General features: G+C 47.9%; 13 protein-coding genes and 3 tRNA genes. All 16 read right to left on the bottom strand.

The features are described from left to right. Positions 1-91 precede the first annotated feature (91 nt). Positions 92-673 (bottom strand): ANTAR domain-containing response regulator, encoded by a 582-nt coding sequence (locus U9J37_RS14720; RefSeq protein WP_043886797.1) that lies wholly within the window; start codon positions 671-673, stop codon positions 92-94. A 65-nt stretch (positions 674-738) separates the two neighbouring features. Beyond that, positions 739-1,692 (bottom strand): glycosyl transferase family protein, encoded by a 954-nt coding sequence (locus tag U9J37_RS14725; protein ID WP_005471199.1) that lies wholly within the window; start codon positions 1,690-1,692, stop codon positions 739-741. 269 nt (positions 1,693-1,961) lie between these two features. Beyond that, the gene (gene cobA / locus U9J37_RS14730) at positions 1,962-2,840 is read right to left on the bottom strand and encodes a uroporphyrinogen-III C-methyltransferase (RefSeq protein ID WP_005471186.1); all 879 of its coding nucleotides are present in this window, start codon (positions 2,838-2,840) and stop codon (positions 1,962-1,964) included. A gap of 9 nt (positions 2,841-2,849) precedes the next feature. Next, entirely contained in the window at positions 2,850-5,465 is a 2,616-nt protein-coding gene (locus U9J37_RS14735) for a nitrate reductase (protein ID WP_005471419.1), read from the bottom strand. Between the two features lie 297 nt (positions 5,466-5,762). Beyond that, positions 5,763-5,836, bottom strand: a tRNA-Cys gene (locus U9J37_RS14740). A 32-nt stretch (positions 5,837-5,868) separates the two neighbouring features. Next, positions 5,869-5,955, bottom strand: a tRNA-Leu gene (locus U9J37_RS14745). 61 nt (positions 5,956-6,016) lie between these two features. After that, positions 6,017-6,090, bottom strand: a tRNA-Cys gene (locus tag U9J37_RS14750). Positions 6,091-6,240: 150 nt separating this feature from the next. Beyond that, a complete protein-coding gene (locus U9J37_RS14755) occupies positions 6,241-6,612 on the bottom strand; it encodes an MmcQ/YjbR family DNA-binding protein (protein WP_005471322.1) in 372 nt (123 codons plus the stop codon). A 33-nt stretch (positions 6,613-6,645) separates the two neighbouring features. Beyond that, a complete protein-coding gene (locus tag U9J37_RS14760) occupies positions 6,646-6,990 on the bottom strand; it encodes a HopJ type III effector protein (RefSeq protein WP_005471231.1) in 345 nt (114 codons plus the stop codon). A 183-nt stretch (positions 6,991-7,173) separates the two neighbouring features. Then, positions 7,174-9,486, bottom strand: coding sequence for a methyl-accepting chemotaxis protein (locus U9J37_RS14765; protein ID WP_043886810.1), 2,313 nt, complete (start codon positions 9,484-9,486; stop codon positions 7,174-7,176). Between the two features lie 179 nt (positions 9,487-9,665). Further along, complete coding sequence (locus U9J37_RS14770) at positions 9,666-10,424, bottom strand: SDR family oxidoreductase (RefSeq protein ID WP_005471286.1); 759 nt, start codon at positions 10,422-10,424, stop codon at positions 9,666-9,668. An 8-nt stretch (positions 10,425-10,432) separates the two neighbouring features. After that, positions 10,433-11,338: a 3-hydroxyisobutyrate dehydrogenase gene (mmsB, locus tag U9J37_RS14775; protein ID WP_005471379.1), complete on the bottom strand. Its 906-nt coding sequence runs from the start codon at positions 11,336-11,338 to the stop codon at positions 10,433-10,435. Between the two features lie 32 nt (positions 11,339-11,370). Further along, positions 11,371-12,501, bottom strand: coding sequence for an enoyl-CoA hydratase/isomerase family protein (locus U9J37_RS14780; protein ID WP_005471384.1), 1,131 nt, complete (start codon positions 12,499-12,501; stop codon positions 11,371-11,373). 9 nt (positions 12,502-12,510) lie between these two features. Further along, positions 12,511-13,287 carry an enoyl-CoA hydratase gene (locus tag U9J37_RS14785; RefSeq protein WP_005471280.1) on the bottom strand — a complete coding sequence of 259 codons (777 nt, stop codon included), beginning with the start codon at positions 13,285-13,287 and terminating at the stop codon, positions 12,511-12,513. Between the two features lie 12 nt (positions 13,288-13,299). Continuing rightward, positions 13,300-14,454, bottom strand: coding sequence for an acyl-CoA dehydrogenase family protein (locus U9J37_RS14790; protein ID WP_005471341.1), 1,155 nt, complete (start codon positions 14,452-14,454; stop codon positions 13,300-13,302). Between the two features lie 9 nt (positions 14,455-14,463). Beyond that, a complete protein-coding gene (locus U9J37_RS14795) occupies positions 14,464-15,957 on the bottom strand; it encodes a CoA-acylating methylmalonate-semialdehyde dehydrogenase (protein ID WP_005471303.1) in 1,494 nt (497 codons plus the stop codon). Between the last annotated feature and the right edge of the window lie 10 nt (positions 15,958-15,967).

Genomic DNA, 15,967 nt, shown 5'->3' on the forward strand with positions numbered 1-15,967 from the left:
AACACTCTATCGAGCAGTATTATATTTGCTTAGTATTAGTGCACTTCGCACCAATGCGGAATTTTTCTTATAACCCCAAAGTGGTAGAGTGTTACTTAAGGGCTTCCAGGGTTTGCAACAGGTTCTTTGCAACTTGTGCGAGCGATTGGCTCGACTGCATCGCCGAATTCCTCATCGCGTTGAACGCAGCTTCTTCGTCGACCTGATGCATCTTCATCAACAAGCCTTTGGCTTTTTCAACCAACTTTCGCTCTTCTAGTTTGAATTCTAATTGCTCTATCTCACTTTCTAGTGCAGTCACTGATTGGCGCATTTGGCAGGCATTTTCAATCCAAGGTAAAAGTGAGAATTGACTGTCTGCTGGAATGATTACGTAGTCCATTTTCTCTGGTAAGCGACTGATATCATTAGACTGTAATTGCTTTAACACAACCAGAAGCGGCAACTTTCTGAGTCGACACTCTTCGATAATCAGTCGAAGTTCTGCGCTCGGCTGCTGCCAACCCACAACCACATTGGCACCGGGTTCTCGGTCGAGCATCTTCTCAAGCTGGTTGAGCTGACAGCTGTTGATATTGTCGAACTCTTGCGCGAGTTGAGTGGTTAATCGCACCGATTCTTCGACTCGATCACTACACACAATAAGAGGATTTTTTGAGAGGTTTTTATTCATGAACATTCCCTGTTTTGCTCTCTATCTAATAGGAGACATAACAAGGAATGTGCCAAGTAGTAAAATCAGTGATTTTTACAGTAGCTAGACCATAAACTATAGGCTTTTTCGAAGGCCTGCTCTAAATCATTAAATTCGGCAAACAACGTTGCTGCCATTGTAGATACTATGGTATTTGCCATCATGTTGAGGTTCGACTCTTCAGTACCAAACAGACATTTGCTTGGTAGAGGGATGTCTGTCAGCATTCGTTCAGTCCAGTAGTGAGACTCAACACCGTTTGGCGTACTTACCCAAACCGTTTGACTCACCTTTGGATTGTACTCCGACTCGCCAGACTGACCTTTAAAAGAAACAACTGCGTGACTGGTTAAGCCAATTTCACTCTCCACTTCGGCATGAAGCTGCTGAAATCCAGGATGAAAGCTACCGCGTAGGCCAAGTTTCGCGCCACCTGGGTTTAACGCACGAACAACCGTGTTGATCGGAGTACGCAATCCATAGCGATTTTTCCAGCCAATCATGGTTTCCGCTTGTGGCGCAAAATGCTTAAGCGGCAAGTAAGCAATGCCGTGAGTTTCAAGTAGACTCTTCGCACGCTCCGGCGAGTCAGCGATTTGTACGTCGAACTGTTCTAAGTAATCTTCCGCATGCAATCGCCCTGCAGGTCTATCATGATAGCCGTGAAGCAGCACTTTATAGCCATGTTGCGATAGGATTTTCGCGGCTAACAGATGCCAAGGCTGGCCTGCGCTGCTGCGTTTGCCCGCATAGCATGGCCAGTCTATATCTGCGCCTAAACTCGGTACGCGAGACTGAAACGCTTTTACGAAACCTGCAATCTCTTGCTGAGTTTCGTTTTGCACTCGAATCAACATTAGTAGCATCGCCATTTGATCGTCACCACATTGACCATCAAGATACTCATCCATGATTTTGTACGCCTGTTCAAACGTTAGCGGTTTACGCCCACGCTCACCTCGACCTACAGTGCGAATACATTCTAAAATTGTGCTCATACTTCCTCTTGAGAAACAACATGCTCTAGGGTCTGTTGACCTTTTGCGGTTAAATTTTGTTCGAGATAAAAGCGTTTTAATCGCGGCGAGAGGTTTGCCGCCTAGTCATTCTAAGCAAAACGCCTCTCAACAAAGAGTAAAACGCTTTTAGCCGAACCCTTCGGGCAGCGTTTGTGGCTCCTTTCTGCTGCGTTATCGGCTCATCAGGTAGAGCAACTACAATTCAAAGCCTCTGCCTTGCATAAAGAACCCACAAACTGCTGCAAAAATCAGCTCAAAAGGTCAACAGACCCTACAGTCGACATTAGTTCGTCTCTCAGTTTGACCACTTCTCCCAATATAATCAATGCCGGACTCACTCCTTTCAGCTCATGCGCTTTGGAAGTTAGCTCTCTTAAACAGGAAACATGCACCTTTTGCTGTCGGCTACAACCATGGGTAACAATCGCGAGTGGGAAATCGCCATCTAAGCCATTGCTAATCAAGCCTCGCTGAATCTCGTCGGCTTTCTCTAATCCCATGTAGAACACCAATGTTTGACCTGCACCGACAAGCTGAGACCAAGCAGGTAGTGCTCCGGTTACCACTTGTCCGGTCACAAAGGTAACGCTTCGAGCCACTTTACGATGGGTTAATGGAATATACGAAGATGCGGCACAACCAATGGCTGCGGTAATTCCTGGGATGACTTGATACTCAATATTATTTTCAGCCAGCAACAAGCCCTCTTCACCACCGCGACCAAAGATAAACGGGTCACCACCTTTAAGCCTAACTACTTGCTTACCAAGCTTTGCACAATCAACCAATATTTGGCTGATCTCTTCCTGCTTTAGGCTTGGCTGACCACAGCGTTTACCTACGTAAATGAGTTTGCACTGAGTTGACGCGAATTCAAGGATCTCTTGGTTCACCAGACGGTCATAGACAATCACATCTGCGCTCTGAATCGCTTTCATCGCTTTGACTGTTAGCAACTCCGGGTCATTAGGCCCTGCACCGACTAGCAATACCTTGCCTGTACCGCCCAGTTTACTTTGCTCGTTATCGGAGCCATCAATGGTGTGCTCAACATAGTCATGAGCGACAAAACCTGCACCGCGCAAACCGAGTTGTGAACCTTCTTTGTAAAGTAAATCCATTTTCATGCTCTGCTCCTACTTAGTCACAACAATCGTTTGGTGGTACTCAGCAACTAGCTGCTCAACTTGAGGTAAGCAAGAGCCACAGTTGGTGCCACACTTAAGCTTGTTTTTCAGTTGATTGACGCTAGTGCACTCACCACTCTCTAGTTCACGCACGATCTGCTTATCGTTGACGCGGAAACAGCTACAAATCAACTCGGTTGCTTCTTCCTGAGCCGCAATGGAAAGGAGCGCGGTAAAGGTTAGTGGTTTACCAATCAGTCCTGCCAGTTCTGTAGCATTAGCCGCAATGGGTTGATTGGAAGCACTCAAGATCGAACGAATCACTTTACTATCGCCTAACTCGTCATAGCCGACGGTTAGCCAACCTAGCTCAAGTTCGAGGATCACTTCACGTTGATGTGGTGTCGACCCTAGATTGGAGACATAAGCTCTATCCGCAGGCAAGCTGTCAGCGAAACGCCAAATCCCGACACGTTCTTCCACTTGGAAAGATTGATATAGGAAGTCTCGGTCTACAAACTTCTCACCAACATAAAGGCCGTAGGTTTTGACCGCTACAGGCTCAATCGCAATTTTCTGCGACTTAAATGCAGGCTGGCCTGAGTACGGGTCAGCATAACGGCTTAGAACAGCGTTAACCTGGCTAGCAAGGCCATATTCTCCGGCCCAGTGCATCGACATAAACAGCTGTCGATTACCGAGACCATCATCAATGGCTGCTTTAGCATAGATACGACTGTCGCTATTATCGCTAACCAATGAGATGAGCTGACCTTCTTTAACGTCGATATAAGCTGCAGAGCGGCTATTGATATAGACGGTTGGTTCCGGCTCAGTCGCGGCCAAATGCGTGATATAACCCGTGCGAGTCATAGTGTGCCACTGATCGCGCTGACGACCAGAATTGAGCCACCATGACGAGTCTTGCTCGCTAATAGGCATTGCAGGAACAACAAAGCGCGCTTTTCCATCAGCATAGCTGTAGCTACCTGACTCGTAAGGGCGAGTTCCACCCCACTGTACTGGCTGCCACGCTTGATACTCTTCGTCGCTGATCTGTGCGTATTCAGAGATATCAAACAGGAGTGGACTCTGTTTATTGATACCGCTCATAGCCGCGAATTCTCTAAACACATCCGCTTCAGACTCAAAGCCAAAGGCATTCGGCTTACACTGTAAATTACATAGCTTTTCCCCCACTTCACAGATAGCGAGCCAGTCAGGTTTAGACTGCCCTTTAGGTGGTGTGAATTGACGCTGACGAGTGAGCATTCGCTCCGAGTTGGTCACCATACCTTGCTTTTCGCCCCACCCCGCAGCGGGTAATAATAAAGTGGCATATTTTGCGATATCAGAGTTTCCAGTCACATCAGAGACAATCACCATTGGGCACTTTTCTAGTGCGCGTTTTACGAAGGTATTGTCTGGCATTGAAACCACTGGGTTGGTCGCCATGATCCAAATAACGTTAATCTCACCACGATCGACCGCTTCAAACATCTCAATCGCTTTTAGTCCTGGCTTTGACGCAAGATTATCGGTTTGCCAAAATTCACTGACGAGCTTAATAGACTCATCATCAAAACCACGATGTATCGCTAACTGATTAGCCAAGCCACCCACTTCTCGACCGCCCATGGCATTAGGCTGACCGGTAATTGAGAATGGCCCGGCGCCTTTCACACCAATTTTTGCCGTAGCTAGGTGGGCATTAATGATCGCGTTAGCTTTGTCAGAACCCGATTGAGACTGGTTTACTCCTTGGCAGAACAAAGTAATGGTCTTTTTAGTGTTAGCGAACCAGCGATAGAAGGTTTTGAGCTGTTCTTGGCTTAGGTCTAGTTGTTCGCTAAGTTCGTTGATGCTGAAAGCGTTTGAAGCAACCGAGTCTAATAGCTTAGTAAAACCCGATGTGTGCTGCTCGATATATTCTTGGTCGATATTGGCTGTATCGACACAGTAGCGCAGTAAGCCATTGTACAGAGCAACGTCGCCATCATTGGGAAGCGCTAAATGCAGATCAGCTTGCTGCGCAGTGACTGTCTCTCTCGGGTCAATCACAACGAGTCTCAGCTCAGGGTTACGCTCTCTAGCTCGCTGAATTCGTCTAAATAGAACAGGGTGAGTCCATGCGGTATTCGCACCACATATAACGATAAGTTCAGCATCATCAATATCTGCATAGTTGACCGGAACGACATCTTCACCAAATGCGCGATTGTGCGCCACAACCGCCGACGACATACAGAGTCGCGAATTGGTATCTATGTTCGCGCTACCAACTGTCGCTTTCATAAACTTGTTCGCAGCGTAGTAATCTTCGGTTAGCAGTTGACCAGAGACATACATGGCCGTCGAACTTGGGCCACTCTCTACAATCGCCTCATGGTAGGCATTGGCAATAATATCTGTTGCTTGGTCCCAATTGATCTCTTCTCCATTGAGCTTTGGATACAACAGTCGAGACGGCATATCTAGGCTTTGCGCTAACGCCGAGCCTTTTACACATAGCGCGCCAGAGTTGGCAGGGTGCTGCTTATCTCCCTGAATTCCTAACTGGTTTACTTCAACACCGCAGCCTACTCCACAATATGGGCAAGCTGTCTTTGTACATTCCCTTGTCATCACTTACTCCTTGAAAAAAAGCCTCCTTCACTGCTCGAGTGAAGGAGGCTTCATTGCCTGTGACGTTGTTATATATTTTGTGCCCGTTTCAGCCGAGCTAAACTAGATCAGCAAATTAGATGCCAAGTCGTTAAGGCTTGATATTCAAGGAGTTAGATTTAACTTAACAAATGTTAATGCACCAAACCTGTGCACTACGCACCGCATAGGCCATGGTATAGAGCTATGATAGTCATCAGGAAGGAATTCAAAGACAAAAAAACCAGCACTCGGCTGGCTTGCTACTTTAAGAAATAATGGAGGCGCCTCCCGGAGTCGAACCGAGGTCCACGGATTTGCAATCCGCTGCATAGCCACTCTGCCAAGGCGCCATTATTTTTGCACTCTCTCGAGTAATTTAAGATGGTGCCCCGGGCCGGACTTGAACCGGCACAGCGCGAACGCCGAGGGATTTTAAATCCCTTGTGTCTACCAATTCCACCACCAGGGCACACAAATCGCTTTGTGATGCCGTTTAGAACAATAAACACCATCCAAAATATGATAAAGAATGGAGGCGCCTCCCGGAGTCGAACCGAGGTCCACGGATTTGCAATCCGCTGCATAGCCACTCTGCCAAGGCGCCCTTTTCTTTCAACGCTTTAGGTTACCCACCGTTGCGTTCGCTGCATACTTTACGGATTGAGCACTGAGAGTCAAACAAAAATCTCATATTTTTGTTTGTTTGCCGACAATTACATCAAATAGCTGTTTGTTTGATCTAATCAGGCGATTTTTATACACTTCCGACCGCTCCGCCCTGCAATAATTCTCGCTGTGCTTTAGGTAGTTTACTCACCACAAGCTCATAAGAACGCTCACACAGGTCGTGAATCAAGCCGTCTTCAACATCACCAGGATAATAAACGGTCACCCAGTGGCGCTTATTGGTGTGATAACCCGGTGTGATATCCACAAACTGATCGGTGAGCACTTCCCCATCTTCAGGTTTGACCTTTACAGTCACGTACTCTCGCCCTTCCCTTTGCGCCAAAATAGCGAACATCTTACCTTTGACCTTAAATACCAACGCATCTGGCCCAAAAGGGAAACTCGACTCCGCGCACATAAAGGTATCAAGGTATTTTTCTAGTTCGTTGTTCGTCATTGTTCGCTCTCCAGAAAGTCGAAATCGATTCGCTTATTTTGCTATTAATGCCTCACCGTTAAAGTGAACACCATCCCAGCCTGACTGAATAAAGTTACGAATATTGGCGTGATCTTCGCCTTGTGGGTTTTCCAGCACGTCTTGTCGATAAAAACGACCAAAACAAGCCAGCGTACTTGCCTTATCCAATCCATTCAGTTTGCCGAACGCAAAAATCTTACACGAACCGTTGTTTTGCCCAGCATCATTGCGGGTACTTCCGTTAGTAAACGAGGTTGGAACGAAATCGTAGTAAGCGTCGATCACCGCGATCGTTTGTTCAAATTCAACTTGCTCAGGCTGCTGGTTTAGTTTTTCAATAAAGGCATTCAATTCCATTTGGACTCTCTCCATAGATATTATAAAGAGGTCAGTCTATGCGATTGATTACGAGATAAAAAGCGCTAATTTGTCGTCAGAGAATAGGTAGGTTAACCCTGCTATATAAAGAAAGGATTCAAGATGAGCCGAGGCTACTTTGCTGATCTAGGCTCATGCAAAGTAGCCGCGGTTACAAGTGGATCAATATTTGAACTGGGTAACATCCTGATTGAGCTCTTCAGCTTGGGAAGAGAGCCCTTGCAAGACATCGTCCACATCGTTCACCTGAATTGACACTGCTGAAGATGCATCCGCTATGGATGTGATACTGCCGCTAATCTCATCCGTTACAGCGCGCTGCTCTTCGGTTGCGGCGGCGATTTGAACGTTCATCTCATTAAGTTCAATCAGCATCGTGACGATTTGCTCCAACATGTCAGTGTTCTCATCACACGTCGCGACGCCTTTCGATACCGTGATGTTTGCATTCTCAATACTCTTCGAAACCTCATTGGTTTCACGTTGCAGTGACTCAATCTTTTCACGGATTTCTTCTGTCGATGACTGGGTACGCCCCGCCAATGAACGGACTTCGTCAGCTACCACGGCAAAACCGCGCCCTTGCTCACCAGCCCTAGCCGCCTCAATCGCTGCATTGAGTGCCAGCAAATTCGTTTGCTCGGCAATGCCTTGAATTACATCGAGCACCTCAGCAATTGAGTTGGTCTCATTATGTAGGCGCCCGATCGCTTCAACCGCAGTTTGCATTTGCTGATTCAACTGAGAGATTTCCACGCCCAAACTTCGTCCAATATTGACACCTTGGCTGCCAGCGTCATTAGCGTTTTTGACAAACTCTGCTGCTCGGGTTGCAAACTGTGCCACCTCAGCAATTGAAGCGCTCATCTCATTAACAGCCGTAGCCACCGACTCGGTTCGATGATTTTGGTCATCGACAGCGGCGCGGGTACTGTTCATGTTGCCCGCCATGCTATTGGTATTGCTGTTTAAGTCATCAGTCGCTTGTGCAAATTTGCCAATGATTTGCTGTAGATGTGTGAATAACCCGTTCAAACTTAGAGCGAGTTCAGTCATCTCATCTTTACCCGCCACTTCGAGTCGCTGGGTAAGATCATTATTTTCGCTAATTTGTTGAATACGCTCGCTCGCCAACTTGATAGGCCAAGCGATACTTCTACCTAAGAAGTAAGAGATAACAATTGCAATAAACACAATGACCACGATGCTACTCAAGACGGTAAAGATCATTGCATTGATTAAGCTATCTACATCTTTTAGCGCCTCGTGTTTATCAATCTCTGTCACGATCCCCCAGCTCAATCCTGCCGCATTAACTGGCGCGTAAGCAGACAAAACATCCTCACCACGATAATCAACCACAACGTCCGAACCACTTTGCCCACGCAACGCCGATTTTGAGGTAGATGTGGTCACAGGCTGGCGACCAATCGCAGATCCTTTGCCCTTGATTTGCTCAATAATGGTGTTTGATACCCCTGAATTCAGCATCGTTTTATAGTAATTATCGGCATCTTCCATGAGAAATCTCGATTCGCTTCTCAAAAGCCCATCAGGGCCAACAAGATAACTTTCACCACTTTCCCCCAAACCCGCATTACTCCAGTTGCCGTTGAAAGTCATGATGTTGTTGATTTCGTCCACTGGCATCTGGAATATCAGCACACCTAAGGTTGTTGAACCCTGTTTGATCGGTGAAGAGATAAAAGAAGCCGCAGCTTGATAAGAAGGATAGTAAGGCGCGAAGTCTTCAAGATGGAACTGGCCATCGCTCATTGAAAGTGCCTGACTAAAGGCTTTTGCAATCCCGCTGCCCGCATAAGGGCCGGTCAATAAGTTGGTGGCGTAATCCAGCTCTTTAAACACTGAATAAACGACGTCCCCGTTTGGGTTAACGAGAAAGATATCGTAATAGCCAAACTGCTCTAGAAACCCTTTGATACTTGGGTGATATTTTGCGTGAACCTCATCGTAACGAGTACCCAAACTGTCAGCTATCAATTGATGCTTATCACCGAGGGGGTTGGGGTTGGTGCCTATGTATCTCGCTTGCAACGCCTTCCCCAGCGGAGAAATCATCGACAGTTTTTGCATTTCATTGGCAGAACGGCCGCTGTTTGACGCTCGATACGTCGCACCAAACTGGCTCTGATAGTAACGTTCTAATGCAGAGTGATCCCGCTCAGTCACTGACTCTATCGGATACTGAGCAAACGCTTGAGAAAACTCGGTAATGGCGTCTTGTACACCTACCGAGTGTGCTGTTGTGATCAATTGACCACGAATCTGTTCGAAATAGAGTTCAATCTCATTTTTCTTTATTTCACGAACAGAGATTAACTGCTCAGTGGCGCGATTATATAGCGCGTCTTCTGATAACACCGAGGAGCGCCAACCTACTATTACGCCTGTGGCAACAACCGCCAACGTACACAATATGGTTGATGCCGTTACTATTTTGGTGGCAATTTTCATAACAATGACCTCTCGCGGAAAGTCCATATCCGCTTATCGAATTAGAGGAAACTGCCATCTGACGTCACATATATTTATGCATCTAGTGATATAATTGTAAGCACGCTTTGGGAACTTTACGAAAAATTAGGAAAAATAATGTCTGTCAACGTATCCGTGTGCACTGGTAGCTGGACAGACTAAAATGAAATTCCACCGTCTATCTCAATGGTTCGCGCATTGACATAATCATTTTCAAGAACAAACTGAACCGTACTGGCGATTTCATTGGCCGAGCCCAAGCGGCGCAGCGGTATGGCCTGCTCCAATCTTTGTTTGGCTTCGGGTTTCATTTGGCGTGTCATTTCCGTTTCTATCACGCCTGGGGCAATAGCAACTGAGCGTATCCCGTACCTTGCTAGCTCTTTGCCCCAAGTTGCCGCAAGTGTCGCTACCGCAGCTTTAGACGCCGCGTAATTGGTTTGGCCAATGTTGCCTGCCCTTGCAACACTCGAGATATTAATGATGACGCCCGGTCGTTGTAACTTGACCATCTGACATGCTGCCTCTCTACCACACAAAAAAGTCCCGGTCAGATTAACGTTAATCACTGAGTTGAACTGTTCCAACGACATTTTGCTAACTACGCCATCTTTCACTTTGACAAGTAAGCCGTCACGTAGGATCCCTGCATTATTGATGAGTCCATCTAACTGGCCAAAATCGCCCACAATGTCATTAAAAACGCATTCAACTTCTTCTTCCGATGTGACATCCACGCAATAACACAGCGCTTTCACGCCCAACATATTGCATTGTTGCTTGGTCTCTTCCAGAGAAGATTCATCCATATCAAGTAGGGCTAACTCCGCACCGGCATAAGCCAAAGTGATTGCCATAATCTGGCCCAACCCTCTCCCTGCACCTGTTATCGCAATGACACTCTGCTTTAAGTCCATCGTTGACCTCACTTATTTTTGTTTTGGTAAAACTCAAACAAGCTAGAAAAGTCTTTTTCCGCGTTGCCATTAGCATTGTGAAAAGCGAATAGGTTTCGAGCGAGCGATCCCATCGGCACCGAGGTTTGGCTTTTTGCCGCGGTATCAAGCCCTAAGCCCAGATCTTTGAGCATCAGTTTGGTCATAAATCCGGGTTGATAACCATTGCTGGCTGGCGCTGTCTCCATCACATCCGGACATGGGTTATAAAGCTCAAGTGCCCAATTTCGCCCCGAACTTTGCAGCATAATTTGTGATAAGACGTTTGGATCCAAACCGTTTTCAATGCCTAGGTTTAACGCCTCACAGGTCCCCGACATTAATATACCCAGCATCAGGTTGTTACAGATTTTTCCCATCTGACCATCGCCTGCCTTGCCAGCATGGAAAATGTTTTTGCCCATGTGTTTTAGCACTTGCTCTGCTCTATCAAACGCTTTATCGCTGCCACCAACGATAAAAGTCAGTGTCCCGGCTGCTGCCCCCGCAACGCCTCCAGAGACCGGAGCATCGACAAACTCAAGCCCTTTGCTCTGTGCGTGGGAAGCAACCAATCGGGCAGAGTCTGGGTCGATGGTTGAGGAATCGATTAACAGAGTATTTGGCGCCACGACATCAATGAGTCCTTTATTACCTTGGTGGTCACCGAGATAGACCGCGCGAACATGCTCCCCCGCAGGTAACATGGTTACCACGGCATTTGCACCGCTTAGTGCTTCTTCGATTGAGTTTGCCGCGACAGCGCCTTGTGACGCCAGTTGCTCTACCGATTGCTCCACCAAATCAAATACTTGCACCCTGCACCCTGCTTTCACTAAGTTCAGTGCCATGGGTGCACCCATATTGCCAAGTCCGATAAACGCGATGGTTGTCATAACAGTGTCCTTTTGTTTTGAGAGTCAACTGACTAGTAGTGCCCTAACTGTGCAAGAGGGTGTGACTCTGGCGTCCACAGGGAGGTAAACATTTCATCAATAAGCTTATCTTCGACAGCAGCGAGGCTTTTATACTTCCAGTTTGGAGAACCATCCTTATCGACCAATCGTGCTCTCACGCCCTCTTGAAACTCGCCCAATAGGCAGCAACACACTGACAACGTCAGCTCTAAGCGAAAACAATCTGCCAATGAAAGGTCATGGCAAGCGGTCAATTGACGGTAGCAAATATGGGCACTGATCGGGCTGCCAGTGGCGAGATTTGATTTCGCGCGCGCTAACCACTGGCTTTCACCCTCTATTGCGTCAATGGCATCAACCACTTGAAGTAAGCTGTCCTGTTGGCAGGCTTGTTGAATATGCGGGTAAAAGGGAAGTAGCTGAGGTTTAGGTGATTCGTGATGCGCCTCTTGAGCAAATGTTTCCAACAACTCAGTCACGACTTCATAGGCGTCGTCCACGCATTCCCAGTCGGCCACTTGGAGTTGTTCGATCAAGCTGGCTTTATGTTCTGGAAGCGCCATAAAGTCTGCCAAATGGACGTCAACGGCATCAGTCGCATTGAGCATGGAACCGGTGAGCCCAAGGAAAAGACCTATCCCGTCATCCAACCGATTCAAGAACCATGTTCCACCGACATCAGGGTATAAGCCAATGCTGATTTCAGGCATTGCGAGCTTCGAATTGGGTGTGACGACTTTATGGCTTGAGCCCATAAACAGCCCCATGCCTCCACCCATCACAATTCCGCTTCCCCATGCGATGATCGGTTTGCAGTAGGTGTGAATTAGGTAGTCACATTGATACTCGATGGTAAAGAAGTCGCCACACACTCGGCGAATCTCATCATTGGTGTTGTCACGCATTACTTCATGCATCGATTTTACATCGCCGCCCGCGCAAAAAGCCTTTTCTCCGGCACCTTCAAGCACCACACAAATGATGTCATCGTCTTCTTGCCACAACGCTAATTGAGTCATTAACAAGGTGAGCATGTTGGCGGTTAACGCGTTTAATGAAGGGGCGTTGTCGAGCGTGGCAACGGCGATTTTGTGTTGACTGTCACTGCAAGGCAGTAGATTAAAATGGACAGTATCGGTCATATTGCCCCCTTATTGGTTTTTCCATTCAGGTGTACGCTTTTCAAGAAATGCGTTCACCCCTTCTTGTTGATCATCCGTATCGAAAAGAGCCATAAACAGCTCCCTCTCTTTTGCTAAACCGTAGTCTCGCGTTTGGAACCGTGTGGTCTGGATCAGCGTTTTACACGCAGCCACCGATGAAGGTGATTGATTGGCGACTTGTTTCGCAAGTTCAATGGCTTGATTTAACGCATCGCCTTTTTCAACCACTTGTTCAATCAGCCCAATTTTTTCCGCCATCTGCGCATCGATCTGTTCGCCGCAGAGAATCATCCGCTTAGCCCAACCTTCACCCACTAAAGCCGTGAGATTCTGAGTCCCTCCAGCGCACGGCAGCAAGCCCACTTTCGCCTCAGGCAGCGCGAGCTTGGCTTGCGTTTCTGCGATGCGTATGTCACAAGCCAACGCCACTTCCAATCCGCCTCCCATGGCGTAACCGTTGATAGCCGCTATCGACACGCCGCGAAATTGAGATAGGGTTTCGAATGCTTCCCCAAAGGCTTTTGCCATATTAAACGCGACAGCTTTATCACCCGATGCAAATAGGTTAAGGTCAGCGCCCGCAGAGAAGAATTTTTCGCCTTGCCCCACTAGCACCAGCGCATAGACATCGCGATCGGCATTTAAGCTCAACACCAATTGCTTTAGTTGCATCAGGCTTTGCTCTGTCCATGTATTGGCGGGCGGATTGTTCATCGTGATCACGGCAATATGGTCAGACACGGTGTGTTCGATTGCGTTGGTCATAGTGGTTATCCTTTACAGTAGCTGCGCGCCTTGCGCTAACAATCGTCTTGAAATGATTAAACGCATGATCTCATTGGTGCCTTCAAGTATTTGATGCACCCTAACATCGCGAAAATAGCGCTCCATTGGGTATTCTTGAATGTAGCCATAGCCACCAAAAAGCTGCAGCGCTTGGTCGCACACTTTAAAACCAATGTCGGTGGCGTAGCGTTTTGCCATGGCGCAGTAGGCCGTCGCGTCTGAGGAGTTTTGATCGAGCTTACAGGCAGCCAAACGCACTAATTGTCTCGCAGCCACCAATTCTGTCGCCATGTCAGCCAGTCGAAATTGAATAGATTGAAAATCGGCAATCCGTTTACCGAACTGCTTGCGTTCTTGAATGTACTGCGTCGCCTGATTCAGAGCTTGCTGGGCAGTCCCAATAGAACAAGTCGCAATGTTAATCCGCCCCCCGTCCAATCCTTTCATGGCAAAGGTGAACCCTTCGCCTTCTGCGCCAAGTCGATGATCGTCAGGAATGACCACACCATCAAAGGTGACTGAGCGTGTTGGCTGGCTGTTCCACCCCATTTTTGGCTCTTTTCGTCCGTAGCTTATCCCTTCGGCACTTGCGGGAACCACAAATGCCGAAACGCCCTTTGCCCCGTCGTCGCTGGTCCTTGCCATAACAACCAATACGTCGGTATCACCCGCACCCGAGATAAATGCTTTGGCCCCGTTCAATATATAGCGATCACCTTGCTTGATGGCACTGGTTGTCAAAGAAGCGGCATCGGAGCCTGCGTTTGGCTCGGTTAAGCAGTAAGATCCTAACCATTCACCAGTGACCAGTTTGTCGCAATAGCGCTGTTTGACGGCATCGGTTGCAAAACTTGCCACCATCCAACTGACCATATTGTGAATGGTCATGTAGGCGGTGGTCGACGTGCAGCCCATCGCAAGCTGCTCAAATACGATAGAGGCGTCTAAACGGCTCAAGCCCAAACCGCCTTGGTCTTCTGGCGTGTACAGGCTTAAAAAACCCAGCTCGCCCGCTTCGCTCAGAACCTCTTTAGGAAAGATTTGCTCACTATCCCATTTGGCGGCATTTGGCATTAAACGTTGCTCGGCAAATTGTGCCGCGGTATCGGCAAACGCTCGTTGTTCTTCATTCAGTTCAAAGTCCATCTGCCGCTCCTATTTCAATTGAATGGTTAAGTTGGGGCCAGTAGGAATGTCGTCATCGAACCAACGGGCGGTCACCGTTTTGGTTTCGGTATAAAATCGCACTGCTTGCTTACCATAAGCGTGCAAATCGCCGTAGAAACTGCCTCGCCATCCAGTGAATGAAAAGAAGGGTAACGGCACGGGAATCGGGACATTGATGCCCACCTGCCCAACTTGGATATCGTGTTGAAACTTACGCGCCGCGCCGCCGCTTGAAGTAAATATCGAGGTACCATTGCCGTATGGGCTTCGATTGATGAGCGCAATGGCATCATTCAGTGAATCCACTTCAAGGCACACCAAAACAGGGCCAAAAATTTCTTGCTGGTAGATAGACATATCGGTCGTCACACCGCTAAACAGCGTCGGGCCCACCCAATTTCCGTCAGGCAAGCCGCTTACCGTGCAACCACTACCATCCAACTCACAAGTGGCACCTTGCGCTTTGCCTTCATCAATCAGTCTTATCACTCGCTCTTTCGCCGCTTTGCTGATCAAAGGCCCGTAAGCAGCGGATTCATCATCCCATGCCCCTGGTTTCATCTTCGCCATTTCGTCTTTAAGCTCAGTAATCCATTGTTTAGATTCACCCACAAACACCGCGACGGAAATCGCCATGCACCGTTGCCCAGCAGCGCCAACCGATGCCCCCACTAAATTGCTGACCACTTGATTCTTGTTAGCATCGGGCATGATCACCATATGATTTTTCGCACCGGCAAAAGCTTGGACTCGTTTATTGTGCAGGGTTCCGGTGTGATAGATGTATTCCGCTACCGAGACCGACCCGACAAAAGACACGGTTCGGATATCTGGATGGGCAAGAAGGGTATCTACTTGGTGTTTGTCACCATGGACGATTTGCAACACGCCTTTCGGTGCGCCCGCTTGCTCAAAAAGCTCAGCTAAACGGATTGACGTCAATGGCACTTGCTCTGAAGGTTTGAGGACAAAGGTATTGCCAGCAGCAATGGCCAACGGAAACATCCACAAAGGGATCATTGCAGGAAAATTAAACGGGGTAATGCCACAGCAGACGCCGAGGGGCTGAATTAACGAGTAGCTATCAATGTCGGTGGCAACATTTTCAACCGTTTCTCCCATCATATTGCTGGCGATGTTTGCGGCTTGCTCTACCACTTCGATCCCACGCCACACGTCCCCTTTGGCATCCAGAAGGATTTTTCCTGTTTCTTGAGACAATAACTCAGCCAAATCGTCGTGGTGCTCTTTGAGTAAATGTTGGTAGTGGAGCATGACTCTGGCTCGCTCAGAAACCGCCACCTCTTTCCACTGATGAAAAGCATGGCTTGCACTCTCGATCGCGCGCGCTATTTCTGCGTCTGTCGCCTTTGGTAACTTGGCGATCACGACGTTGGTTGCAGGATTGGTTACATCAATCCAATCATTGGATTGCGATTGACAGAACTCACCATCAATATAAAGCGGAACTGACTGTGTCATAGTGGTATCC

The organism is Vibrio sp. 16 (assembly GCF_963681195.1).
GTDB lineage: Bacteria > Pseudomonadota > Gammaproteobacteria > Enterobacterales > Vibrionaceae > Vibrio > Vibrio sinaloensis_D.

Excerpts from the sequence above, each read along its gene's own strand:
- cobA (WP_005471186.1), bottom strand. The coding sequence starts at position 2,840 with ATGAAAATGGATTTACTTTACAAAGAAGGTTCACAACTCGGTTTGCGC.
- U9J37_RS14760 (WP_005471231.1), bottom strand. The coding sequence starts at position 6,990 with ATGGAATTGAATGCCTTTATTGAAAAACTAAACCAGCAGCCTGAGCAA.
- U9J37_RS14780 (WP_005471384.1), bottom strand. The coding sequence starts at position 12,501 with ATGACCGATACTGTCCATTTTAATCTACTGCCTTGCAGTGACAGTCAA.
- U9J37_RS14765 (WP_043886810.1), bottom strand. The coding sequence starts at position 9,486 with ATGAAAATTGCCACCAAAATAGTAACGGCATCAACCATATTGTGTACG.
- U9J37_RS14790 (WP_005471341.1), bottom strand. The coding sequence starts at position 14,454 with ATGGACTTTGAACTGAATGAAGAACAACGAGCGTTTGCCGATACCGCG.
- U9J37_RS14785 (WP_005471280.1), bottom strand. The coding sequence starts at position 13,287 with ATGACCAACGCAATCGAACACACCGTGTCTGACCATATTGCCGTGATC.
- U9J37_RS14720 (WP_043886797.1), bottom strand. The coding sequence starts at position 673 with ATGAATAAAAACCTCTCAAAAAATCCTCTTATTGTGTGTAGTGATCGA.
- U9J37_RS14725 (WP_005471199.1), bottom strand. The coding sequence starts at position 1,692 with ATGAGCACAATTTTAGAATGTATTCGCACTGTAGGTCGAGGTGAGCGT.
- mmsB (WP_005471379.1), bottom strand. The coding sequence starts at position 11,338 with ATGACAACCATCGCGTTTATCGGACTTGGCAATATGGGTGCACCCATG.
- U9J37_RS14770 (WP_005471286.1), bottom strand. The coding sequence starts at position 10,424 with ATGGACTTAAAGCAGAGTGTCATTGCGATAACAGGTGCAGGGAGAGGG.
- U9J37_RS14795 (WP_005471303.1), bottom strand. The coding sequence starts at position 15,957 with ATGACACAGTCAGTTCCGCTTTATATTGATGGTGAGTTCTGTCAATCG.
- U9J37_RS14735 (WP_005471419.1), bottom strand. The coding sequence starts at position 5,465 with ATGACAAGGGAATGTACAAAGACAGCTTGCCCATATTGTGGAGTAGGC.
- U9J37_RS14755 (WP_005471322.1), bottom strand. The coding sequence starts at position 6,612 with ATGACGAACAACGAACTAGAAAAATACCTTGATACCTTTATGTGCGCG.